The sequence below is a fragment of the Streptomyces cinereoruber genome, assembly GCF_009299385.1.
Classification (GTDB): domain Bacteria; phylum Actinomycetota; class Actinomycetes; order Streptomycetales; family Streptomycetaceae; genus Streptomyces; species Streptomyces bikiniensis.
Map to the genome: position 1 here is coordinate 1,777,035 of NZ_CP023693.1, position 20,638 is coordinate 1,797,672.

The 20,638-nt window shown below is 74.3% G+C and carries 23 protein-coding genes; 5 read left to right on the forward strand and 18 right to left on the reverse strand.

Going from position 1 to position 20,638, the window contains the following annotated elements:
• Positions 1–68: 68 nt before the first annotated feature.
• A complete protein-coding gene (locus CP977_RS07810; RefSeq protein ID WP_236071726.1) occupies positions 69–887 on the forward strand; it encodes a phosphatase PAP2 family protein in 819 nt (272 codons plus the stop codon).
• 92 nt (positions 888–979) lie between these two features.
• On the opposite strand, the gene CP977_RS07815 is transcribed toward CP977_RS07810, so the two are convergent.
• The 4 genes from CP977_RS07815 to CP977_RS07830 form a co-directional block, all read right to left on the reverse strand.
• Positions 980–1,195, reverse strand: coding sequence for an I78 family peptidase inhibitor (locus tag CP977_RS07815; protein WP_062759013.1), 216 nt, complete (start codon positions 1,193–1,195; stop codon positions 980–982).
• A 249-nt stretch (positions 1,196–1,444) separates the two neighbouring features.
• The gene (locus tag CP977_RS07820) at positions 1,445–2,425 is read right to left on the reverse strand and encodes a helix-turn-helix transcriptional regulator (protein WP_062759015.1); all 981 of its coding nucleotides are present in this window, start codon (positions 2,423–2,425) and stop codon (positions 1,445–1,447) included.
• Positions 2,426–2,536: 111 nt separating this feature from the next.
• Positions 2,537–3,811 carry a glycosyltransferase family 4 protein gene (locus tag CP977_RS07825; protein WP_152369829.1) on the reverse strand — a complete coding sequence of 425 codons (1,275 nt, stop codon included), beginning with the start codon at positions 3,809–3,811 and terminating at the stop codon, positions 2,537–2,539.
• Between the two features lie 139 nt (positions 3,812–3,950).
• Entirely contained in the window at positions 3,951–4,529 is a 579-nt protein-coding gene (locus CP977_RS07830) for a LysM peptidoglycan-binding domain-containing protein (protein WP_152369830.1), read from the reverse strand.
• 216 nt (positions 4,530–4,745) lie between these two features.
• Here CP977_RS07830 and CP977_RS07835 point away from each other — a divergent pair, with 216 nt between their 5' ends.
• On the forward strand, positions 4,746–5,528 hold the full coding sequence (locus CP977_RS07835) for a hypothetical protein (protein ID WP_062759023.1): 783 nt from the start codon (positions 4,746–4,748) through the stop codon (positions 5,526–5,528).
• A 212-nt stretch (positions 5,529–5,740) separates the two neighbouring features.
• Complete coding sequence (locus CP977_RS07840; RefSeq protein ID WP_152369831.1) at positions 5,741–6,022, forward strand: hypothetical protein; 282 nt, start codon at positions 5,741–5,743, stop codon at positions 6,020–6,022.
• 102 nt (positions 6,023–6,124) lie between these two features.
• Here the strand turns inward: CP977_RS07840 and der are convergent, their stop codons facing one another.
• From der to aroH, 5 genes are all read right to left on the reverse strand, one after another.
• Positions 6,125–7,573, reverse strand: a complete 1,449-nt coding sequence (der, locus tag CP977_RS07845; protein ID WP_062759025.1) for a ribosome biogenesis GTPase Der — start codon at positions 7,571–7,573, stop codon at positions 6,125–6,127.
• Positions 7,574–7,642: 69 nt separating this feature from the next.
• A complete protein-coding gene (locus tag CP977_RS07850; protein WP_183953303.1) occupies positions 7,643–8,287 on the reverse strand; it encodes a lysophospholipid acyltransferase family protein in 645 nt (214 codons plus the stop codon).
• Positions 8,284–8,958 (reverse strand): (d)CMP kinase, encoded by a 675-nt coding sequence (gene cmk, locus CP977_RS07855; RefSeq protein ID WP_062759027.1) that lies wholly within the window; start codon positions 8,956–8,958, stop codon positions 8,284–8,286. Before cmk ends, CP977_RS07850 begins: the two co-directional genes overlap by 4 nt.
• Before the next feature lie 130 nt (positions 8,959–9,088).
• Positions 9,089–10,177, reverse strand: a complete 1,089-nt coding sequence (locus CP977_RS07860) for a prephenate dehydrogenase (protein WP_152369832.1) — start codon at positions 10,175–10,177, stop codon at positions 9,089–9,091.
• Complete coding sequence (gene aroH, locus CP977_RS07865) at positions 10,174–10,536, reverse strand: chorismate mutase (protein WP_062759031.1); 363 nt, start codon at positions 10,534–10,536, stop codon at positions 10,174–10,176. Before aroH ends, CP977_RS07860 begins: the two co-directional genes overlap by 4 nt.
• 220 nt (positions 10,537–10,756) lie before the next feature.
• On the opposite strand from aroH, the gene CP977_RS07870 reads away from it, so the two are divergent.
• Positions 10,757–11,221 (forward strand): Rieske (2Fe-2S) protein, encoded by a 465-nt coding sequence (locus CP977_RS07870; RefSeq protein ID WP_109187091.1) that lies wholly within the window; start codon positions 10,757–10,759, stop codon positions 11,219–11,221.
• A gap of 10 nt (positions 11,222–11,231) precedes the next feature.
• The gene (locus CP977_RS07875) at positions 11,232–11,921 is read left to right on the forward strand and encodes a nucleotidyltransferase domain-containing protein (RefSeq protein ID WP_152369833.1); all 690 of its coding nucleotides are present in this window, start codon (positions 11,232–11,234) and stop codon (positions 11,919–11,921) included.
• A gap of 14 nt (positions 11,922–11,935) precedes the next feature.
• Here CP977_RS07875 and CP977_RS07880 read toward each other — a convergent pair whose 3' ends face one another.
• From CP977_RS07880 to CP977_RS07920, 9 genes are all read right to left on the reverse strand, one after another.
• On the reverse strand, positions 11,936–12,967 hold the full coding sequence (locus tag CP977_RS07880) for an ADP-ribosylglycohydrolase family protein (protein ID WP_062759037.1): 1,032 nt from the start codon (positions 12,965–12,967) through the stop codon (positions 11,936–11,938).
• Positions 12,964–13,701, reverse strand: a complete 738-nt coding sequence (locus CP977_RS07885) for an NUDIX hydrolase (protein ID WP_062759039.1) — start codon at positions 13,699–13,701, stop codon at positions 12,964–12,966. The genes CP977_RS07880 and CP977_RS07885 overlap by 4 nt, the downstream gene beginning before the upstream one ends.
• Complete coding sequence (locus tag CP977_RS07890; protein WP_062759044.1) at positions 13,698–14,807, reverse strand: AAA family ATPase; 1,110 nt, start codon at positions 14,805–14,807, stop codon at positions 13,698–13,700. The genes CP977_RS07885 and CP977_RS07890 overlap by 4 nt, the downstream gene beginning before the upstream one ends.
• Positions 14,804–15,457: a nicotinamide riboside transporter PnuC gene (gene pnuC / locus CP977_RS07895; RefSeq protein WP_152369834.1), complete on the reverse strand. Its 654-nt coding sequence runs from the start codon at positions 15,455–15,457 to the stop codon at positions 14,804–14,806. Before pnuC ends, CP977_RS07890 begins: the two co-directional genes overlap by 4 nt.
• Positions 15,458–15,599: 142 nt before the next feature.
• A complete protein-coding gene (locus CP977_RS07900) occupies positions 15,600–16,886 on the reverse strand; it encodes a pseudouridine synthase (RefSeq protein ID WP_062759049.1) in 1,287 nt (428 codons plus the stop codon).
• Complete coding sequence (scpB, locus tag CP977_RS07905; RefSeq protein WP_152369835.1) at positions 16,886–17,515, reverse strand: SMC-Scp complex subunit ScpB; 630 nt, start codon at positions 17,513–17,515, stop codon at positions 16,886–16,888. Before scpB ends, CP977_RS07900 begins: the two co-directional genes overlap by 1 nt.
• Positions 17,512–18,825 carry a segregation and condensation protein A gene (locus CP977_RS07910; RefSeq protein ID WP_152369836.1) on the reverse strand — a complete coding sequence of 438 codons (1,314 nt, stop codon included), beginning with the start codon at positions 18,823–18,825 and terminating at the stop codon, positions 17,512–17,514. The genes scpB and CP977_RS07910 overlap by 4 nt, the downstream gene beginning before the upstream one ends.
• Positions 18,826–18,870: 45 nt before the next feature.
• Positions 18,871–19,338, reverse strand: a complete 468-nt coding sequence (locus tag CP977_RS07915; protein WP_062759055.1) for a hypothetical protein — start codon at positions 19,336–19,338, stop codon at positions 18,871–18,873.
• Positions 19,335–20,360, reverse strand: a complete 1,026-nt coding sequence (locus tag CP977_RS07920) for a ParA family protein (protein WP_030212665.1) — start codon at positions 20,358–20,360, stop codon at positions 19,335–19,337. The genes CP977_RS07915 and CP977_RS07920 overlap by 4 nt, the downstream gene beginning before the upstream one ends.
• Positions 20,361–20,638: the final 278 nt, after the last annotated feature.

The window sequence follows — 20,638 nt, forward strand, 5'->3', positions numbered from 1 at the left end:
GGGTGCGTACCGACATCTTTGCCCGGCTGGACCGGGAGCCGGAACCGCCGAAGATAGAGGTCCCGGGGATGACCCGCACGCGTCTCGCCCTCTTCGGCGGGACGTCGGCGTTCTATCTCGCCATCGTCGTGGCCGTGCTGCTCTCGACCCGGCTGGTGACCCTCGACTGGAAGATCATGCTGTTCCGGCCCTACCAGCAGTGGCCGGAGCTGCACGCCTTCCTCGACTACTACGTCGTCCTCGGTCAGCGCGGCCCCACGGCCGTCATGGTGGCCGCCTGGCTGGGCTGGCGCTCCTGGCGCCAGCACACCCTGCGCCCCCTGCTGTGTCTCGGCGCCGCCCTCCTGCTGCTCAACGTCTCGGTCGGCTCGGTCAAGCTCGGACTCGGCCGGCTCGGACCCCACTACGCGACGCAGGTCGGCTCGGCCGAGCTCTTCGCCGGCGGCGATATATTCCCCTCCGGCCACACCGCCAACGCGGTCGTGACCTGGGGAATCCTGGCCTACCTGGCGACCACCCCGCGGGCCCGGCGCTATCTGTCGGCGCTCTCCGCCGTGGTCGCGCTCGGCGTCGGCCTCACCACCGTCTACCTGGGCACGCACTGGCTGAGCGACGTGCTGCTCGGCTGGGCGGCCGGCCTCCTGGTCCTGCTCGCGCTGCCCTGGTGCGAGCCGGTCCTGGCCGTGGCGGAGTCGTGGATCCTCGCCGCGCGCGACCGGGTGCGGGAGCGGCTGCGGGACCGGCGGCGGCTCGTGCCCTCGCTGCCGGTGGCGTCCGGCGGGCCCCGGCCGGGGTTCTTCCCGACGCGCCCGCCCGGGCCCGAGGAGCCGGCCCGGGAGCCCGTGGGGGTGGCCGGCGGCCGGCGCACCCCGGCGACCGGGGGCTGAGCCCCCGCACCTCCCCGTACACGAAGGTCCGCGAGCAGAGGAAGGGCCCCGGCCGGGTCGGCCGGGGCCCTTCGCGTGTCCGGGGCCGGGCGTCAGCCGAGCCAGCAGCGGGTGACGGCGCCGTCCTGGACCTCGAAGTTGATGCGCCCGGCGAGGTACTCCATGGTGATGATCGAGCCGGGCGGCAGGGCGCGGACGACGCTCCAGCCCCGGGTCCTGGCGAGCTGCTCGGCGCCTTCCGCGTCGAGGCCCACATAGGACTCGGGGGCGTCGCGGGGCGGTTCGGGAGTGCGCGATGTGGGTGCCATGAGCCTCACGTTAGTACCTTGCCGGTCACGCTTGTGTCACAGGTTCTCGACATATGTCTGCCGCGCCCCGCGCCCCCGCGAGGGCGGTTAACCGCCGCTTCCCCGGTGCTTCTCCGGGGATTTCCGGGGAAGGTCCGGTCCTTCCCGCGCGGCGCCGGGAAGGGTCGATAGGACGCGGGGAATTCCCGCCCGTCGCGCGCGCCCCGCGAATTGTTCCGGCGGCGCCCCCGCGCGGTGCTCACGCTTTCCTTACACAATGCTTACGCCGTCCGCCCGGTCGAGGGCGCGGGAGAGGCGGTCCCTGAGCTCGCGGACCTGTCCGGTGAGTTCCGGCGGCTCGACCACCTCGAAGTCGAAGCCGAGCATGGCCACGTGGATCAGCAGGACGTCGAGGCCGTGCGCCCCCGACCGCAGCAGGCAGGTGCCGTCCCCCTCGGCCTCCAGGACGCCGTGCAGCGGGCCGACGACCCCGGCGGCCTCGGCCAGCGGCACCAGCAGCCGGACCGTCCCCTCCGTCGTGTAGGCACGGCTCGACACGCCCTTCGCCACATAGGCGGCCAGGTCCGCGGCGGGCGGTTCGCGGGGCGGGAAGCGGGGGCCGTGCGGCGGGGTGGGCTCGATCCGGTCGACCCGGAACGTACGCCAGTCGGCCCGGTCCAGGTCCCAGGCGACCAGGTACCAGCGCCGCTCGGTGCAGACCAGGCGGTGCGGCTCCACGCTCCTGCGGGTGGTGGAGCCGCCGTGGTCCCGGTAGGCGAAGCGGAACCGCTCGCCGTCCCGGCAGGCGTGGGCGAGCTCGGTGAGGACCTCCGGGTCGACCCGCTCGTCCGGGGTGCGCAGCAGGGGCACCGTGAAGGCGTTCAGGGCCCCGACGCGCCGTCGCAGCCGGCCCGGCAGGACCTGCTCCAGCTTGGCCAGGGCGCGTACGGAGCTCTCGCCGATGCCCTCGACGCCCTGTCCGGCGGCGGCGCGCAGCCCGACCGCGACCGCCACGGCCTCCTCGTCGTCGAGGAGGAGCGGCGGCAGCTCGGCCCCGGCGCCGAGCCGGTAGCCGCCGCCGGTGCCGGGGGTGGCGTGCACGGGATAGCCGAGCTCCCGCAGCCGGTCGACGTCCCGCCGCACGGTGCGCGGGGTGACGTCGAGCCGGTCGGCGAGGTCGGCGCCGGACCATTCGCGGTGGGCCTGGAGCAGTGAGAGCAGACGCAGCAGCCGTGCGGAGGTCTCCAACATGCGCCCGAGTCTGGCACCCCTCGCGGACAGCTGCGGTCCTCGATGCGGACCGGGCGCCCCGACGACCGGCGGAGGGAGCTCCGGTGAGCGGCGGAGGGCGCTCCGGCCCGGTCAGCGGAAGCGGCGGACCAGGCGGCCCGCCCGCGCCTTCTGGGCGTAGACGGCGTCGACGGCCCGGCCCACGCCCCGGTGGAGCGCCGTCCGCGCCGGGGGGTGCGTGCGGCGGCCCGCGCCCCGGTCGAGGAGGTCCGTCCAGAGCGCCTCGTGCCGGGCCGCGATCCGGGCCGGGTCGAAGCGCTCGGAGGCGGCGAGGGCCGCCCGCGCCGTCTTCGCCCGCAGTTCGTCGTCCTCGATCAGCTCGCGCAGCGCCCCCGCGACCGCCGCCACGTCGTCGACCGGCACGAGCCGCCCGTCGACCCCGTCCTCGATGATCTCGCGCGGCCCGTTCGGGCAGTCGGTGGAGACCACCGGGAGGCCGCAGCGCATCGCCTCCACGATCGTCATGCCGAAGGACTCGCGCTGGGAGGTCACGGCGGCGATCGAGCCCTTGACCCACTCCGGCTCCAGCGGGGTGACCGACCCCATGAGGAAGGCCCGCTCCTCGAGGCCCCGCTCCTCGATCAGCCGGGCGAGCGGGGCCCTGAGGTTCTGGACGGCGTCCCCGGAGCCGTAGATCCGCAGCTTCCAGTCGGGGTGGTCCCCGGCCACCCGCGCGAAGGCCTCGATCAGCACGTCGTACCGCTTGACCCGGGTCAGCCGGCCCGCCGCGACGACCGTCTTCGCCGCCGGGTCGGCCGGCGGCAGCGAGGGCGCGGGCACGCTGTTGGGCACGGCCTCGATCCGTACGCCCGGGAGCCCCAGCTTCCGGTAGGCGCGCGCGTCGGCCTCGGTGACCGTGGTGACGGCGTCGAGGAGCGCGTACTCGTGGGCGATGTCCCGGCGCAGCCGGTAGGTGTGGCCGTCCAGGGTCAGGTGCTCCTGGCCGATCAGGACGGGCCCCCGCCGGGCCTGCCGGGCGAGGTGGACGTTCAGCCCGGGGCGGGTGGCGACCAGGACGTCCGCCTCCACCCCGCGCAGGTGCTCCCCGATCCGGGCGTCGGTGAGCGCGCTGTACTGCTTCCAGCGTCCGTCGCCGCGCGGGAAGACCCGGGCGGGGCGGTGGAAGTCGGGGTGCTCCCCGTCGTACCCGGGGCCGTCCTTCCGCAGGTCGACGAGGTGACGCAGGGTCACCCCCGCGGGCAGGTCGAGCAGGGGGCGGTCGCGGTGGCGGAACACCGACACGATCTCGACCTCGTGACGCTCCGCCAGTTCCTCGGCGAGCGTGTAGGTGGTGCGGATCGTGCCGCCGTAGTGGTAGCCGTTGTGGAGCAGAAAGGAGATACGCATCGCGCTGCCGGTTCCCCCCGGTCAGTTGGTCGGTCGCCCGACTGTACTTGCCGGACGGCGCCGGTGCTCGCGGGCGGTCGTGCGGACGGACACCGGCGGTCCCGGCGCCCGTCCGGGCGGGAGCGGCGGAGCGGGACCGTCAGAGAGGGGCGATGCGCAGCATCATGCCGACGGCGATCCGGTTCGGATCGGCCCCGATCAGGCTCCGGTTCGCCGTGTGGAGCGCCTGCCAGCCGCCCTTGATCCCGAAGCGGCGGGCGATCGAGCTGAGGGTGTCGCCGGGCTGGACGGTGTGGACGCGCCCGCTCAGGCCGTACCGCTTGGAGCAGACGGGCCAGGCGCCCCAGCCCTGGGTGCGCAGCACCTCCTCGGCGACCTTGATCTGCTGCGCGCGGGTCGCCAGGTCGGCGCGCGGGGCGTAGGCGAGGCCGCCGTGCTCGACCCAGGTGGGCTGCCAGAACTGGAGCCCGCCGTAGAAGCCGTTGCCGGTGTTGGCGTGCCAGCGCCCGCTGCTCTCGCACTCGGCGACGCAGCCCCACGGCCACTGGTCCTTCGCGCAGGGATACGCGGGCACGGAGGCGGCGGTCGTACGGGGTGCGGTGGCGGTCTGCGTCCGTGTCTGCACCTGTGCCTGGGCGGGGGTCGGGGCCAGGGTGAGGAGCGCGGCCGCGGAGGCCGCCGCGAGGGAACCGGCCGTCCAAAATCTGATCTTCGACATCGCCGCAGGCTAGGCAGCCTCCCGGCGCCCCCGGCCCGTGCCGCGCGGGACTCCGCCGACACCCCACCCGGTCGGCGGCACCCTCCCGCCCCGGTGTCCGGCGGCAACTTGCCCCGCATCCGCGCGTGACCCCGGCCGAGCCTGGCCCGTTGAACTCGGCATGAGACGACCGGGAACGGCCCGGCGTCCGCCCGTACCGAGTCCAGGGAGCCCCCCGTGCCGCGCATGCTCGACGTCAGCGAGGACGTACGCGCCGAGATCGGCGACGAAGAAGCCGACCGGCTGCTCGACGGCGACAACGCCCCGGGCAACTACGACTGCACCTCCTGCCGCACGCCGGGGGACTCCGAGCAGGAGCGCACCAGCACGGTGCTGTTCGTCGGCGAGGAGACGGCGGTCCTCGCGTTCGCCCACGCCAGCTGCATCCCGTCGCAGGTCGTACGGGTCGCCGAGGAGCAGCTCCAGGGGGCCGTCGCCTCCATCACGGCCTCGGACGCCGCCGACGCGCTCTCCGTCTCCCATCCCGAGCAGGCCGTGCTCGGGGTCACCAGCGGGCTCGTCCTGATCCAGGGCGAGCTGCACCCGGCCCTGGTGGTGGAGCCGACCGCGCCGGTGGCCCGCCCGGGGTCGGACGGCCTCGTCGACGAGTTCCTGCCGCTCCTGGCCGAGCAGGGCTTCCAGCAGGTCATGGACCTCGACACGAGGCCGGCGGTGCTGCCGGGCTGGTCGGTCCTGGTCGCCATGGGCCAGCTGCACTCGGTGCTCCAGCCGGGGCCGGGCGGCGCCGGGCAGGCCGCCTGGTGGCAGGCGCACCAGCCGCTCCAGGTCACCGACGGCTGGCGCGCGGCGGCCAACAAGTCGCACACGGTCCTGGTCTTCGCCGCCCCGGTGGGCTCGATCGGCCAGCAGCCGCGCGAGGACCTGCTGCGCGACGCCCTGGAGAAGGCCGCCGCGAACGGGCGCCTGGTGGCCGCCGCGATGCCGCTGGCCGGCACGTGACGAAGGACGCGCGGCGGGGCTCGGGGTGGGTGCGGGTCGCCGGGGTGCCGGCGGAGCGGGGGACGCCGGGGCCGGGGGCCGCGACCGTGCCGCGCCCTCGGCGGGCGGCCCTTTCGGAGAGCCGCCCGCATCCGACGGGCGGCGGGGTCGTTGGCACCTACGTGCACCCATACGACCCTTCCCCCCAGTCGCATCCGAGTCAGATCCCCTCCATGCGCCTCGCGCCGGACGTCTCGGCGGGCCCCTCGCCCACGCCGATCTACGACGCCCTGTACTCGGAGTACCGCAGGTCGTTCCGCAGTCTGCCGGGCGACCGCAGCGGCGAGGAGGGGCTCGCATTCCGGGCCTTCGGCACGACGCTGGGCGCGGGCGGGCCCGGGCAGGGGCGGCGGCACGCGGCGCCGCCCGCGGCGTGGGCGGCACAGGCCCCGGCGCCGCCGCCTCCGCAGGTCTCCCGGGCGGCGCTGCCGCCGGGGCCCCGCGGAGGGCTCTGAAGGGCCCTCGCGAAGGGCTCCGGGCCCTCGGGGCCCGGGAAGGAACCGAACGGCCGGGGGCCGGGACCCGATGCGGGTCCCGGCCCCCGGCCGCATGCGGTCCTACTTCTTGCGGCCGCGCTTCTCGCGCACCCGGACCGAGATGTGGATCGGGGTGCCCTCGAAGCCGAACTCCTCGCGGAGGCGGCGCTCGATGAAGCGGCGGTAGCCGGCCTCCAGGAAGCCCGAGGCGAAGAGGACGAACCGGGGCGGCTTGGTGCCCGCCTGCGTTCCGAAGAGGATGCGGGGCTGCTTGCCGCCGCGGATCGGGTGCGGGTGGGCGGCGACGATCTCGCCGAGGAAGGCGTTCAGCCGGCCGGTGGGGACGCGGGTCTCCCAGCCGGCGAGGGCGGTCTCGATGGCCGGGACCAGCTTCTCCATGTGGCGGCCGGTCTTGGCGGAGACGTTGACCCGGGGCGCCCAGGAGACCTGCTGCATCTCGGTCTCGATCTCGCGCTCCAGGTAGTAGCGGCGCTCCTCGTCCAGCTCGTCCCACTTGTTGTAGGCGATGACGACGGCGCGGCCCGACTCGACCGCCATCGTGATGATGCGCTGGTCCTGGACCGAGATGGTGTCGGTGGTGTCGATGAGGATGACGGCCACCTCCGCCTTCTCGACGGCGGCCGCGGTCCGCAGGGAGGCGTAGTAGTCCGCGCCCTCCTGGAGGTGGACCTTCTTGCGGATGCCGGCGGTGTCCACGAACTTCCACGTCACGCCGCCGAGCTCGATCAGCTCGTCCACCGGGTCGCGGGTGGTGCCGGCCAGCTCGTTGACGACGACCCGGTCCTCGCCCGCCACCTTGTTGAGCAGGGAGGACTTGCCGACGTTCGGGCGGCCGATGAGGGCGATGCGGCGCGGGCCGCCGACGGCGTTGCCGAAGCGCTGCTCGGGGGCGTCGGGCAGCACCTTGAGGACCTCGTCCAGGAGGTCGCCGGTGCCGCGGCCGTGCAGCGAGGAGACCGGGAACGGCTCGCCCAGGCCCAGGGACCAGAGCATGGCCGCGTCGGCCTCGCCGGACTGGCCGTCGACCTTGTTGGCGGCGAGGACGACCGGCTTCCCGGAGCGGCGGAGCAGCTTGACGACGGCCTCGTCGGTGTCGGTGGCGCCGACGGTGGCGTCCACGACGAAGAGGCAGGCGTCGGCGGCCTCGATGGCGAACTCGGCCTGGGCGGCGACGGAGGCGTCGATGCCGAGGACGTCCTGCTCCCAGCCTCCGGTGTCGACGACCTTGAAGCGGCGGCCGGCCCACTCGGCCTCGTAGGTGACGCGGTCGCGGGTGACGCCCGGCTTGTCCTCGACGACGGCCTCGCGGCGCCCGATGATGCGGTTCACCAGGGTCGACTTGCCGACGTTCGGGCGGCCGACGACGGCGAGGACGGGGAGCGGGCCGTGCCCGGCCTCCTCGATCGCGCCCTCGATCTCCTCCGCGTCGAAGCCCTCTTCCGCGGCGAGCTCCATGAACTCCGCGTACTCGGCGTCGCCAAGTGCCCCGTGGTCGTGCTGGTCGTTCATGAAGTCCGTTCCTCGATCATTCGTGGTCGGTGGTTCCCGGTCGACGGGTTCCACTACTGAAAGTCTCGCTCAGCGCCCGGTGAGGCGCCTGGCGTTTTCCAGGTGGGCGGTGAGCTTCCCCTGGATGCGTACGGTGGCCTCGTCCAGCGCCTTGCGGGTGCGGCGGCCGGAGCCGTCGCCCGCCTGGAAGGCGTCGCCGAAGACGACGTCCACGCGGCCGCGCAGCGGGGGCAGGGCCTTGACGAGCCGTCCCCGGCGGTCGGTGCTGCCCAGGACGGCGACGGGGACGATCGGCGCGCCGCTGCGGACCGCGAAGTACGCGAGGCCCGCGCGCAGCGAGGCGAAGTCGCCCTCGCCCCGGGTGCCCTCGGGGAAGATCCCGAGGACACCGCCCTGTTCCAGGACGCCCAGGGCGCCCGCTATCGCGGTGCGGTCGGTGCTGTCCCGGTCGACCTTGACCTGGCCGATGCCCTCCAGGAAGCCGCCGAGCGGGCCGACGAACGCCTCCTTCTTGATCAGGAAGTGCACGGGGCGCGGGGCGGTGCCCATGAGCATGGGGCCGTCGATGTTGTGCGCGTGGTTGACGGCGAGGATGGCGGGGCCGGAGGCCGGCACCCGCCAGGCGCCGAGGACGCGCGGCTTCCACAGCCCGTACATCAGCCCGATGCCGATGCCCCGGCCGACGGCGGCGCCCTTCGCGGAGGGCACGGTCACCGGACGGCCGCCCGCTTCTCGTCCACCAGGGTGACGACGCACTCGATGACCTGGTCGAGCGTGAGGTCGGTGGTGTCGACCTCGACGGCGTCGTCGGCCTTGGCGAGCGGGGAGGTCTTGCGGCTGGAGTCGGCCGCGTCCCGCTTGACCAGGGCCTCCTGGGTGGCGCGCACGTCGGCGCCCTTGAGCTCGCCGGAGCGGCGGGCGGCGCGGGCCTCGGGCGAGGCGGTGAGGAAGATCTTGAGGTCGGCGTCGGGCAGGACGGTGGTGCCGATGTCCCGGCCCTCGACGACGATGCCGTGCTCGGCGCCCCGGGCGATGGTCCGCTGGAGCTCGGTGATCAGCGCGCGCACCTCGGGGACGGCGCTGACGGCGCTGACCTTCGAGGTGACCTCCTCGGTGCGGATGGGGCCGGAGGCGTCGGCGCCGTCCACGGTGATGGTGGGCCGGGACGGGTCGGTGCCGGAGACGATGACCGGCTTGGCGGCGACGGCGGCGATCGCCCCGGCGTCGGAGACGTCCACGCCGTTGCTGATCATCCACCAGGTGATCGCCCGGTACTGGGCGCCGGTGTCGAGGTAGCTCAGCCCCAGCTTGGCGGCGACCGCCTTCGAGGTGCTCGACTTGCCCGTGCCGGACGGCCCGTCGATGGCGACGATCACGGATTCCACGGTGGGAACACCTTCCTGGGGTGGGGTGGCAGGACCCGGCGGGGGCGCGACGGGCTTCCCCCAAGGTTACCGAGTCCCACGCACCCGTTCGGCCCAGCCCGTGCGCGGGCCGGGCACGGGGGCGGCCGCGTCAGCCCGTACGGAGGGCCCAGCCGCGTTCCTGGAGGGCGGCGCCGAGGACCGGGGCGGCCGAGGGCTCCACCATGAGCTGGACCAGGCCGGCCTGCTGGCCGGTGGCGTGCTCGATGCGGACGTCCTCGATGTTGACGCCCGCGCGGCCCGCGTCGGCGAAGATCCGGGCCAGCTCGCCGGGCCGGTCGCTGATGAGGACGGCGACGGTCTCGTAGGCGGCGGGCGCCGCGCCGTGCTTGCCGGGGACGCGGGAGCGGCCGGCGTTGCCGCGGCGCAGGACGTCCTCGACGCCGGTGGCGCCGTCCCGGCGCTCGTCCTCGTCGGCGGACTGGAGGGAGCGCAGGGCGCGGACGGTCTCGTCGAGGTCGGCGGCGACGCCGGAGAGGACGTCGGCGACGGGGCCGGGGTTGGCGGAGAGGATCTCGACCCACATGCGGGGGTCGGAGGCGGCGATCCGGGTGACGTCGCGGATGCCCTGCCCGCAGAGGCGCACGGCCGACTCGTCGGCCTCCTCCAGGCGCGCGGCGACCATGGAGGACACCAGCTGCGGGGTGTGGGAGACCAGGGCGACGGCCCGGTCGTGGGCGTCGGCGTCCATGACGACGGGGACGGCCCGGCAGAGGGCGACCAGCTCCAGGGCGAGGTTGAGGACCTCGGTGTCGGTGTCCCGGGTCGGGGTGAGGACCCAGGGGCGGCCCTCGAAGAGGTCGGCGGTGGCGGCGAGGGGGCCGGAGCGCTCCTTGCCGGACATGGGATGGCTGCCGATGTACGCGGTGAGGTCGAGGCCCAGGGCTTCGAGCTCCCGCTTGGGTCCGCCCTTGACGCTGGCGACGTCCAGGTAGCCGCGGGCGAGGCCGGCGGTCATGGCCTCGGCGAGGGTCGCGGCGACGTGGGCGGGGGGCACGGCGACGACGGCGAGGTCCACGGGGCCCCCGGGCACCTCGTCGGTGCCGGCGCCGAGCGCGGCGGCGGTGCGGGCGCGGGCCGGGTCGTGGTCGCGCAGGTGGACGGTGACGCCCCGCCCGGCGAGGGCGAGGGCGGCGGAGGTGCCGATCAGGCCGGTTCCGATGACGAGCGCTGTTCTCACTGGGCGATGTCCTTGCGCAGGGCGGCCGCGGCGCCGAGGTAGACGTGCGCGATCCGGGGCTTGGGCAGCTCGGTCTCGACGTGGGCGAGGAGCCGGACGACCCTCGGCATGGCGCCCTCGACGTCGAGTTCCTGGGCGCAGATCAGGGGGACGTCGGCGATTCCGATGTGCCGGGCCGCGGCGGCGGGGAAGTCGCTGTGCAGATCGGGCGTGGCCGTGAACCAGATGCTGATGAGGTCCTCGGTGGTGAGGCCGTTGCGTTCGAGGACGGCGGTGAGCAGCTCCTCGACCCGCTCGCGCATGTGCCCGGCCTCGTCCCGGTCCAGCTGGACGGCGCCTCGGACCGCTCGTACCGCCACGTCGTGCTCCTTCGCCTGCGTCAGTGCTCCGTTCAGCCTAGTCAGCGGCGGGGAGGCCGGGAGCACGGCGCCCGCTCTCCGAGACGGGGCGGGCGTACGGAGCGCGGGCGGGCGTACGGGACGGGGCCGGTGTCACGCGGACCCGCGCGCTCCGCCACCCGGGGTACGGGCGCAGGCGTGTCGCGGGACCCGGCGGCGGGCGCGTGGCCAAGCTGGCGCCATGACCTCCCACAGCACGAGCCGCCGCACCGTCCTGTTCGCCGCCGCGGCCCTGACGACGGCGGGCTGCGGCTCGGACGGCGGCGGGGACGGGGGCGACGGCGGTACGACGGCGGGCACCCCCGAGGCGCCGGACGCCCCGGAGACGCCGGGCGCCCCCGATTCCCCCGAGGGCGACGGCGAGGTGCTGGCCAGGACCTCCGAGATCCCCGTCGGCGGCGGAACGGTCTTCGCGGAGGAGAAGGTGGTGGTGACGCAGCCGACGGCCGGCGAGTTCAAGGCGTTCTCGGCGGTCTGCACGCACCAGGGGTGCCTGGTGAACAAGGTCGCGGACGGCACCGTCGACTGCCCCTGCCACGGTTCGAGGTTCCGCGTCGCGGACGGCTCGGTGGTGACGGGCCCGGCCACCCGCCCGCTCCCCGCCGAGCAGATCATCGTCTCGGGCGAAACGATCAGCCTCGCGTAACCTGCCCGGCATGACTCCGGACGAGCTGGTGCGCGAGCACACGATCTACTCCTGTGTGATGGGCTCGCGCGCCTTCGGTCTGGCGACCGAGGGCAGCGACACGGACGTCCGGGGCGTCTACCTGGCCCCGACGCCGCTCTTCTGGCGCTTCGACAAGCCCCCGGCGCACGTGGAGGGCCCGGCGCCGGAACAGTTCAGCTGGGAGCTGGAACGGTTCTGCGAGCTGGCCCTGCGCAACAACCCGAACGTCCTGGAATGCCTCCACTCCCCCGTGGTCGAGTACGCCGACGACCTCGGCCGCGAGCTGGTCGCGCTGCGCGGCGCCTTCCTCTCCCGGCAGGCGCACCGGACGTTCGTGCGGTACGCGGGCGGGCAGCGCCGCAAGCTGGACGCGGACGTGCGCCAGCACGGGCATCCGCGCTGGAAGCACGCCATGCACCTGCTGCGGCTCCTGGCGAGCTGCCGCGACCTGCTGCGCACGGGCGAGCTGAGCATCGACGTCGGCGAGGACCGCGACCGCCTCCTCGCGGTCAAGCGCGGAGAGGTGCCCTGGCCCGAGGTCGAGTCCTGGATGAACCGCCTCCAGGAGGAGGCCGACCGGGCCCACGACGCCTCCCCGCTCCCCCTCGCACCGGACCACGCGCGCGTGGAGGACTTCCTGACCCGCGCCCGCCGCGCGTCGGTCCTGCGGGAGCTGTAGCCGGGCGCCGCGGCTCAGGCGTCCCAGAGGGCGCCGAAGGCGACGAGGTCGCTCCGGTACTCGATACGGTCCGCCCACTCCGCCGGCCAGGCGTCCGCGCCGAGGTGGGCTCCGGCGAAGGCGCCCGCGAGGGCGGCGATCGAGTCGGAGTCGCCCCGGGTGCAGGCGGCCCGGCGCAGGGCGGTGAGGGGTTCGCCGGGAAAGAGGAGGAAGCAGAGCAGCCCGGTCGCCAGGGCCTCCTCCGCGATCCAGCCGTCGCCGGTGTACGTGCAGGGGTCGAGCTCCGGGTCGGCCGTGCGCTGGACGGCGTCCAGGCGCTCCAGGACCGCCAGGCACTCGTCCCAGCCGCGTTCGGTGAAGTGCCGGGCGGAGGGGTCCTGGGAGCGGGTCCACAGGTCGCCGAGCCACTCCTCGTGGTAGCGGGAGCGGTTCTCGTACGCGTACGAGCGGAGCTGTCCGACGAGTCCGGCCGGGTCCACGCCCCGCGCGAGCAGGTACACCGCGCGGGCGGTCAGGTCGGAGGCGGCGAGCGCGGTGGGGTGGCCGTGCGTGAGGGCCGCCTGGAGCTGCGCGGCGCCGGCCCGCTGCTCGTCGCTCAGACCGGGGACGAGGCCTATGGGGGTGACCCGCATGTTGGCGCCGCAGCCCTTGGAGTGGATCTGGCTGGCGTCCTGCCAGAGCCGGTCGCCGTCGAGGAGTTCGCAGGCGCGCAGACAGGTGGTGCCTGGGGCACGGTTGTTGTCCGGGGAGTGGTACCAGCCGACGAACTCCTCGCGGACCGGCCGGGCGAGGCGCCGCGGGGTGAGGACGCCCCGGTCCATGGCCGTGCGGATGCCCCGGGCGAAGGCGAGGGCCATCTGGGTGTCGTCGGTGACGTACGCCGTCCCGTTCCTGACGGGGAGTTCCATCTCCCGCCAGGGCCCGCACTTGGCGAGGATCGAGGGCACGTCGTTGAACTCGGTGGGGAAGCCGAGCGCGTCGCCGAGCGCGAGTCCGATCAGGGACCCGGTCGCGGCCCCCTCGACGGCGGTGCGTGTGTGGTTCACGAGGAACGTCCTTCCGGTCGCAGGAGGGGCGGGTGGAGGGCCGTGGCCCCGCCCGCCCGGTAGAGGGCGGCCGGTTTCCCCCGTCCGCCGGTGAGGCGCGGCGGTCCCTCCACGGCCCGGACGAAGCCGGGCGTGGCGAGGACCTTGCGCCGGAAGTTGGGGCGGTCGAGTTCGACGCCCCAGACCGTCTCGTAGACCTGCCTCAGCTCGCCGAGGGTGAACTCGGGCGGGCAGAAGGCCGTGGCGAGGCAGGTGTACTCGAGTTTGGCGCCGACCCGTTCGTGGGCGTCGGCGAGGATCCGGTCGTGGTCGAAGGCGAGCGGCCCGTGCGTCCCGTACGGGATCCACCGCGCCTGGGCCGCGTCCCCGCCGCCGCGCGGCTCGGGCGGGTCCGGTACGAGGGCGGTGAAGGCGACGGAGACGACCCGCATCCTGGGGTCGCGGTCCGGCTCGGTGTAGGTGCGGAGCTGTTCGAGGTGGAGCCCGGCGACGGTGGTCCCGGAGAGGCCGGTCTCCTCGGCGAGTTCGCGGCGGGCGGCGGTCTCGGCGGACTCGCGGGGCAGCACGAAGCCGCCGGGCAGCGCCCAGGACCCGGCGTACGGCTCCCGGGCGCGTTCGACGAGGAGGACGTGGAGGCGTTCCTCGCGGATCGTGAGGACGGCGAGGTCGACGGTGACGGCGAACGGCTCGAAGGCGTGCGGGTCGTAGCCCTCGGGGGCCCGGTGGGCGGTCATCGGCGCTCCGGCAGGGGGTCGGTGAGGCGGGGGCCCTCGGCGAGCAGCGCGTCCACGGCGGCGACCGCGGTGGCGAGCCGTTCCTCGTGCGGTCCGGTGAGCACGACCGTGCGGCGACCGGAGTGGGCGAGCTGGGTGAGGAAGCGGGCGGTCATCCAGGGCCGCAGGTGCTCCCCGTCGCGCAGCCCGTCGTCCTCGAAGTCGACGCCCCGGTGGTCGGTGAGCAGCCAGAGGTGCTGCCGGCCGCGGGCGGCGACCTCGCCGGTGTCGGGGCTGGTGGTGCCCATGTACCGCTCGTGCCAGATGGTGGTGGCGAAGGCGTCGGTGTCGCAGAAGAGGACGGGCGAGCCGTCGCGGGCGGCCTCCTCCTCCAGTTCGGCCTGGCGCTGGGCGATGACGGGGAAGTCGGACGAGCGGAAGACGACGTCCGGCCAGGTGGCGCCGGGGCGTTCGGCCCGCAGCTCGGCGAGCTTGAGCTCGCTGTACTCGCGCCCGTACTCCGGTACGTACCGGGTGCGGGCCCAGACGCCGCCGCGCCGCCGGTAGTGGTCGGCGAGGGCGAGGGCCATGGTGGTGGTGCCGGTGGACTCGGCACCGAGGACGACGACCCGGCGGGTGAGCGCGGCCCGCACGGGGGCCTCCAGGAAGTCCCAGCAGCCGGCGGGGTCCGCGCGGACGGCGGTGCCGGAGACGGGGAAGCGGACGCGGTCGGGGTCGACGAGGACGGACGCGGCGCCGAAGCGGCGGCCGAGCTCCTCGCCGTACGGCTCCGAGGTGAAGACGGCGTCGACGCGTTCGGGCACGGCGGCCCGGAAGACGCGCATGTGGGCCTCCCACACGTCGGGGTCGTGGAGGTCGACGGGGTGGTCGTCGACGGCGCCGACGACGAGGGCGTCGGGGTGGACCTCGCGCATCCAGGCGACGCGGTCCTCCAGGGGGACCGACTCGGCGGAGGAGGCGCAGACGAGGACGGTGAGGCGCTCGCAGCGGGCGAGGGCGGTGCGGACGAGGTGGTGGTGGCCGGCGTGCGGCGGGTAGAACTTGCCGAGGACGAGGCCGTGTCCGTAGCGCTCCGGCCGCCCGGTGCCGGGGTCGTCGTGCGTCACGCCGCCGCCTCCACCGGTCGCCGGGCGGTCCCCGCGAGGTCCTTGCTCCAGCCGCGCAGGCCGCTCACGCAGAGCGCCATGAAGCCGACGTACAGCAGGGAGGTCAGGTACAGGCCCTTGTGGGCGTACAGCGGCACGTAGACGACGTCGGCGGCGATCCAGAGCCACCAGGACTCCAGGCGCTTCCTGCACTGGCCGTAGGTGGCCATGAGGGAGAGCGCTGTCGTCAGGGCGTCCCAGAAGGGGACGGTCGAGTCGGTGGCGCGGTCGAGGAGCAGGGTGAGGGCGAGGGTCCCCACCGCCCCCGCCGCGAGCAGCCACGTCCATTCGGTGCGCGTGGTGCGGCGCACCGGAAGGACGTCGGAGCCCGGTCCACCCCCGTGGGTCCAGGTCCACCAGCCGTACGCGGCGAGGGTGATGAAGACGATCTGGAGGCCGGCGTCGGCGTAGAGCCCGGCCTGCGTGAAGAGCAGGACGAAGAAGAGGTTGTTGGCGATGCCGATCGGCCAGTTGGCCACGTGCTGGCGGGCCACCAGCCAGACGCAGAGCGCTCCGCTGCCGAAGCCCAGGACCTCGGTCCAGCTGACCGGGGTGTCCAGGACGGTGAAGAGCGGCTGTTGCAGGGGTTCGAGCAAAGTCGCGAGGCTCACGCCCGCCTCCTTAAGAGTCATGTTGACTATAAAGGGTGGCGGACCGCGCCCACAAGGGCCGGGGGCGGACGCGAAGGGGCCCGTGACCGCCGGAACGGTCACGGGCCCCTTCGTACGGATGCGTACGGGCGCCTCCGATGCGCTACATGCCGACTTCCTTCATCAGCATGCCGACCTCCGTGTTGGTCAGGCGGCGCAGCCAGCCCGACTTCTGGTCACCCAGGCCGATCGGGCCGAAGGCGGTGCGGACCAGCTTCTCGACCGGGAAGCCCGCCTCGGCCAGCATCCGGCGCACGATGTGCTTGCGGCCCTCGTGCAGGGTGACCTCGACCAGGTAGTTCTTGCCGGTCTGCTCGACCACGCGGAAGTGGTCGGCGCGGGCGTAGCCGTCCTCCAGCTGGATGCCGTCCTTGAGGCGGCGGCCGACCTCGCGGGGCAGCGGCCCCGTGATGGCGGCCAGGTACGTCTTCTTCACGCCGTACTTCGGGTGCGTGAGGCGGTGGGCCAGCTCGCCGTGGTTGGTGAGCAGGATGATGCCCTCGGTCTCCGTGTCGAGCCGGCCGACGTGGAAGAGCCGGGTCTCGCGGTTGGTGACGTAGTCGCCGAGGCACTGGCGGCCGTCCGGGTCCTCCATGGTGGAGACGACGCCGGCGGGCTTGTTCAGGGCGAAGAACAGGTACGACTGGGTGGCGACGGTCAGGCCGTCCACCTTGATCTCGTCCTTCTCCGGGTCGACGCGCATGCCCTGCTCGACGACGATCTCGCCGTTGACCTCGACCCTGGCCTGCTCGATCAGCTCCTCGCAGGCGCGGCGCGAGCCCATGCCGGCGCGGGCGAGGACCTTCTGCAGCCGCTCGCCCTCCTGCTCGGCGCCGGGGAAGGTCTTGGGGGTCTTGATCTCGGGCTTGCCGGCGTACCGCTCCCGGTTGCGCTCCTCGGTGCGGGCGTCGTACTCGCGCGAGCGGGCCGGGGCCGTACGGCCGCCGCCGCGCTGCGGGGACTGCCGGGGGCCGCCCTTGGCACCGCCGCGCGCCGCGTCGCCGCGACCGCGCTTGGGGCCGTCCGAACGGCCGGCGAGACCGTCCACGTCGTAGCTGCGCTCCTCCGGGCGCGGCCGGCGCGTGTTGGCACCGCCCTGGCCGCCCTGACCGCCCTGACCGCCCTGGCGGAAGCCGCCGCCCTGACCGCCGGGACGACCGCCGCTCTGCCCCGGACGGCCACCGCCCTGACCGGGGCGGCCGCCGCCCTGGCCCGGACGCCCGCCGCCCTGGCGGTCGTCGCGGCCGTTGCCGGCGCCGCGGTAGTTCCCGCGCCCGCCGCCACCGCCGCCGCTGCCCCGGCCGCCACCGCTGCCGCCGCGGCCGCCGCTGTTGCCACCACGGCTCCCGCCGTTGTTTCCGCTGCTGTTCCTGCCGCTGCTGCTTCGCATCAAAGTTCCGTCTTGTCGTCTACGTCTGCGTCGGGTTCGAACGACGGGACGCCTTCGAGGGAGTCCGGCTCGACCGCCTCCGCCTCGGGGAGGAAGGGCGCGAGCTCGGGGAGTTCGTCCAGGCCGCGCAGGCCCATCCGCTCCAGGAAGTAGTTCGTCGTCCTGTACAGGATCGCACCTGTTTCGGGTTCCGCGCCCGCCTCCTCCACCAGACCCCGCTGGAGGAGGGTCCGCATCACGCCGTCGCAGTTGACCCCGCGGACCGCCGAGACGCGGGAACGGCTGACCGGCTGGCGGTACGCGACGACCGCGAGGGTCTCCAGGGCCGCCTGGGTGAGCCGGGCCTGCCGGCCCTCCAGGACGAAGGCCTCGACGGCCGGGGCGTACGCGGGGCGGGTGTAGTAGCGCCAGCCGCCGGCGACGTGGCGCAGCTCGAAGCCGCGGCCCTGGGCGGTGTACTCGTCGGCCAGCTCGCGCAGGGCGCCGGCGACCTCCCGGGGGGTGCGGCCGAGGACCTCGGCGAGGTGGGCCTCGGTGGCGGGCTCGTCGACCACCATGAGGACGGCTTCGAGGGAGGGCTTGAGGCCGGAGTCCGGGGTGCCCCCGGGGTCGATGTCGGGGACGCTCATGCGCGGGCCTCCGTTTTCTGTTCCTGTCCGGGTTCCTGGTCGAACTCGTCGGTGACCCTGGTCTCCCCGTCCCCGCCGGTCCAGGAGACCGTGAGGTCGCCCAGGGCGGTCTCCTGGTCGAGGGCGACGGCCCGCTCCCGGTAGAGCTCCAGGAGGGCGAGGAAGCGGGCGACGACGGTGAGGGTGTCGCCGGCGTCCTCGATCAGCTCCCGGAAGGGCGCCGTGCCGCGCTCGCGCAGCAGGGCGGCGACCACGGCGGCCTGCTCGCGGACGCTGACGAGGGGGGCGTGGATGTGCTCGACGTACACCTGCGGCTCGGCCCTGGGCCGCATGGCCTTGACGGCCAGCTTCGCGAGGCCCTCGGCGCCGATGGAGAGGATCACCTCGGGAAGCAGCTCGGCGTGGTGCGGTTCGAGTCCGACGGTACGGGGGTGGCGGCGGCCCTCGCTCTCCCACCGCTCCTCGAAGATCGCCGCGACGCGCTTGTACGCGCGGTACTGGAGGAGCCGGGCGAAGAGCAGGTCGCGGGCCTCCAGGAGGGCGAGGTCGGCCTCGTCCTCCACCTCGGCGGCGGGCAGCAGCCGGGCGGTCTTGAGGTCGAGCAGGGTGGCGGCGACGACCAGGAACTCGGTGGTCTGGTCGAGGTCCCCGTCGGGCCCGAGGGCCCGCAGGTGCGCCATGAACTCGTCGGTGACCCGCGAGAGCGCGACCTCGGTGACGTCGAGCTTGTGCTTGGTGATCAGCTGGAGCAGCAGGTCGAAGGGCCCCTCGAAGTTCGAGAGCCGCACGGTGAACCGCCCGTCGGAACCGGCGGGACCGGCGGCCGGAGGCTCTTCGGCGGGCTCCGGTACGGCCGCCGGGTGCTCCCCGCCGGTCGGGGACCCGCCTGCGGCCCCGGGCTCCCCCACGACAGGGGGCGCCGCGTCCGGGCCACCGGGGAGTACGGCTACGGCTTTCGCGGGCCCGGGTTCCCCGGCGGGGTCCGGGTGCTCCTCGTCCGGGCCCGGCTCCACGGAGGCGGAGGGCTCGGCGAGGAACGCCGGGAGTTCCCGGTCGGCCGCGGGCCCTCCCGCGGGCGCGGGCTCGACGACAGGCTCCGGGGGCTCCGGGTCGGGCGCGGGGGCCCGTACGGCCGCCCCGAAGGTCCCGGAGGGCGCCTCTGAGGCCCCGGGAGACGCCTCAGGGTTTCCGGGGGCCTCCGCCCCCGTCCCCGCCCCCCGCAGGGGCCCCGCGCCCCCGCCCCGGCCCAGGGTGCGGCGGCGCGGCGGGCGGGACGTTTCGTCGGGGGCGGAGTCGGGGGCGTGGTGCATGGAGGTCCAGGGGGAGCGGGGAGCGCGGCAGCCCGCAGGCTACCGTCAGCGGCCGCGCAGACGGCGGACGAGGATGCTCGCGTCGCCGCGGGACTCCAGGTCCGCCAGGACGACCGCGACGGCCTCCCGGACGATCCGGCCCCGGTCGACGGCGAGGCCGTGCTCGCCGCGCAGCACGAGCCGGGCGTGCTCCAGGTCCATCAGCTCCTCGGCGGAGACGTAGACCGTGATCTTCTCGTCGTGGCGCTCGCGGCCGCTGGGCCGCCGGCTCGCGGTGCGGCCTCCGCCGCGCCGCCGGGGGGCGGCGGCCGGGGCCGCCTTCTCGGTCTCGGGGGACGTCCGGGCGCGCGGTTCCGCGGCCTCGGAGTCCGCCGCCGCGTGCTCCGCGGAGCCCTCGGCCGCCGCCGGGTCGCTCTCGCCCGCCGGGGCCGGGACGGCCCGGCGGGGTGAGGACGCCTGCAGCGCCGTCCCCCCGGTCGTACGGAAGAGTTCGTCGGCGCCGGGCAGACTCACTCGGCGTGACACCGGGCGAGCACCTCCCTGGCGAGCTGGCGGTAGGCGGCGGCGCCCACGGAGTTGGAGGCGTACGTGGTGATGGGCTCGCCGGCGACCGTGGTCTCCGGGAAGCGCACGGTCCGCCCGATGACCGTGTGGTACACGTGGTCGTCGAAGGCCTCGACGACGCGCGCGAGCACCTCGCGGCTGTGCACGGTCCGGGAGTCGTACATCGTGGCGAGGATGCCGTCGAGCTCCAGCTCGGGGTTGAGCCGCTCCTGGACCTTCTCGATGGTCTCGGTCAGCAGCGCGACGCCGCGCAGCGCGAAGAACTCGCACTCCAGCGGCACGATGACCTTGTGAGCGGCCGTCAGGGCGTTCACGGTCAGCAGGCCGAGCGAGGGCTGACAGTCGATCACGATGTAGTCGTAGTCGTTCATCAGCGGCTTCAGGGCGCGCTGGAGCGTGGACTCGCGCGCGACCTCGCTGACGAGCTGGACCTCGGCGGCCGAGAGGTCGATGTTGCTCGGCAGCAGGTCCATGTTGGGCACGGCGGTCTTCAGGAGGACCTCGTCGGCCGACATGCCCCGCTCCATGAGCAGGTTGTAGACGGTGAGGTCGAGCTCCATCGGGTTCACGCCGAGGCCGACCGACAGGGCTCCCTGCGGGTCGAAGTCGACGAGCAGGACCCGTCGTCCGTACTCGGCGAGCGCGGCGCCCAGGTTGATGGTCGACGTGGTCTTGCCGACGCCGCCCTTCTGGTTGCACATCGCGATGATCTTCGCGGGTCCGTGGTCGGTCAGCGGACCCGGGATCGGGAAGTACGGCAGGGGCCGTCCGGTCGGGCCGATCCGCTCGCGGCGCTGGCGGGCAGCGTCGGGCGCGAGGGTGGCCGCGTACTCCGGATCGGGCTCGTACTCGGCGTCGGGGTCGTAGAAGTGCCCCTCGGGCACCTCGTCGTAGGCGGCGAAGTGGGTGGACTCTCGGCCCATCTCGTTGCCGGCCGTGGCGTTCACGTGTAGGCCGTCCATCGTCTTCATCGTGTGGGCTGTCGTCACGGGCTGGTGCGTCGCGAAGGTCCGCACCGCGACGGAGCCGATCGGAGCTCCCGGCGCACCACTCCCGGGAGTAAATGTCGACTCATTCACAAGTCGTCTTACCTCCTTGGGTGTGGCCGGGAACATTTATCGATAGGTCAGCGTGGCACCATGCCGACGGTTGGCGACTCTATGGCGTGTCACCGGTCCGCAGCAACACAATCCGCCGGACCCGGCCCGATGTGTCGGCAACCGAACAGGCCTCTGTCAAGGGCGCGCGG

What these genes read in the sequence shown, in the direction of transcription:
- CP977_RS07810 (WP_236071726.1), top strand. Translation starts at nt 69, where the DNA reads ATGACCCGCACGCGTCTCGCCCTCTTCGGCGGGACGTCGGCGTTCTAT.
- CP977_RS07815 (WP_062759013.1), bottom strand. Translation starts at nt 1,195, where the DNA reads ATGGCACCCACATCGCGCACTCCCGAACCGCCCCGCGACGCCCCCGAG.
- CP977_RS07820 (WP_062759015.1), bottom strand. Translation starts at nt 2,425, where the DNA reads ATGTTGGAGACCTCCGCACGGCTGCTGCGTCTGCTCTCACTGCTCCAG.
- CP977_RS07825 (WP_152369829.1), bottom strand. Translation starts at nt 3,811, where the DNA reads ATGCGTATCTCCTTTCTGCTCCACAACGGCTACCACTACGGCGGCACG.
- CP977_RS07830 (WP_152369830.1), bottom strand. Translation starts at nt 4,529, where the DNA reads ATGTCGAAGATCAGATTTTGGACGGCCGGTTCCCTCGCGGCGGCCTCC.
- CP977_RS07840 (WP_152369831.1), top strand. Translation starts at nt 5,741, where the DNA reads ATGCGCCTCGCGCCGGACGTCTCGGCGGGCCCCTCGCCCACGCCGATC.
- der (WP_062759025.1), bottom strand. Translation starts at nt 7,573, where the DNA reads ATGAACGACCAGCACGACCACGGGGCACTTGGCGACGCCGAGTACGCG.
- CP977_RS07870 (WP_109187091.1), top strand. Translation starts at nt 10,757, where the DNA reads ATGACCTCCCACAGCACGAGCCGCCGCACCGTCCTGTTCGCCGCCGCG.
- CP977_RS07875 (WP_152369833.1), top strand. Translation starts at nt 11,232, where the DNA reads ATGACTCCGGACGAGCTGGTGCGCGAGCACACGATCTACTCCTGTGTG.
- CP977_RS07885 (WP_062759039.1), bottom strand. Translation starts at nt 13,701, where the DNA reads ATGACCGCCCACCGGGCCCCCGAGGGCTACGACCCGCACGCCTTCGAG.
- CP977_RS07900 (WP_062759049.1), bottom strand. Translation starts at nt 16,886, where the DNA reads ATGCGAAGCAGCAGCGGCAGGAACAGCAGCGGAAACAACGGCGGGAGC.
- scpB (WP_152369835.1), bottom strand. Translation starts at nt 17,515, where the DNA reads ATGAGCGTCCCCGACATCGACCCCGGGGGCACCCCGGACTCCGGCCTC.
- CP977_RS07910 (WP_152369836.1), bottom strand. Translation starts at nt 18,825, where the DNA reads ATGCACCACGCCCCCGACTCCGCCCCCGACGAAACGTCCCGCCCGCCG.
- CP977_RS07920 (WP_030212665.1), bottom strand. Translation starts at nt 20,360, where the DNA reads ATGAAGACGATGGACGGCCTACACGTGAACGCCACGGCCGGCAACGAG.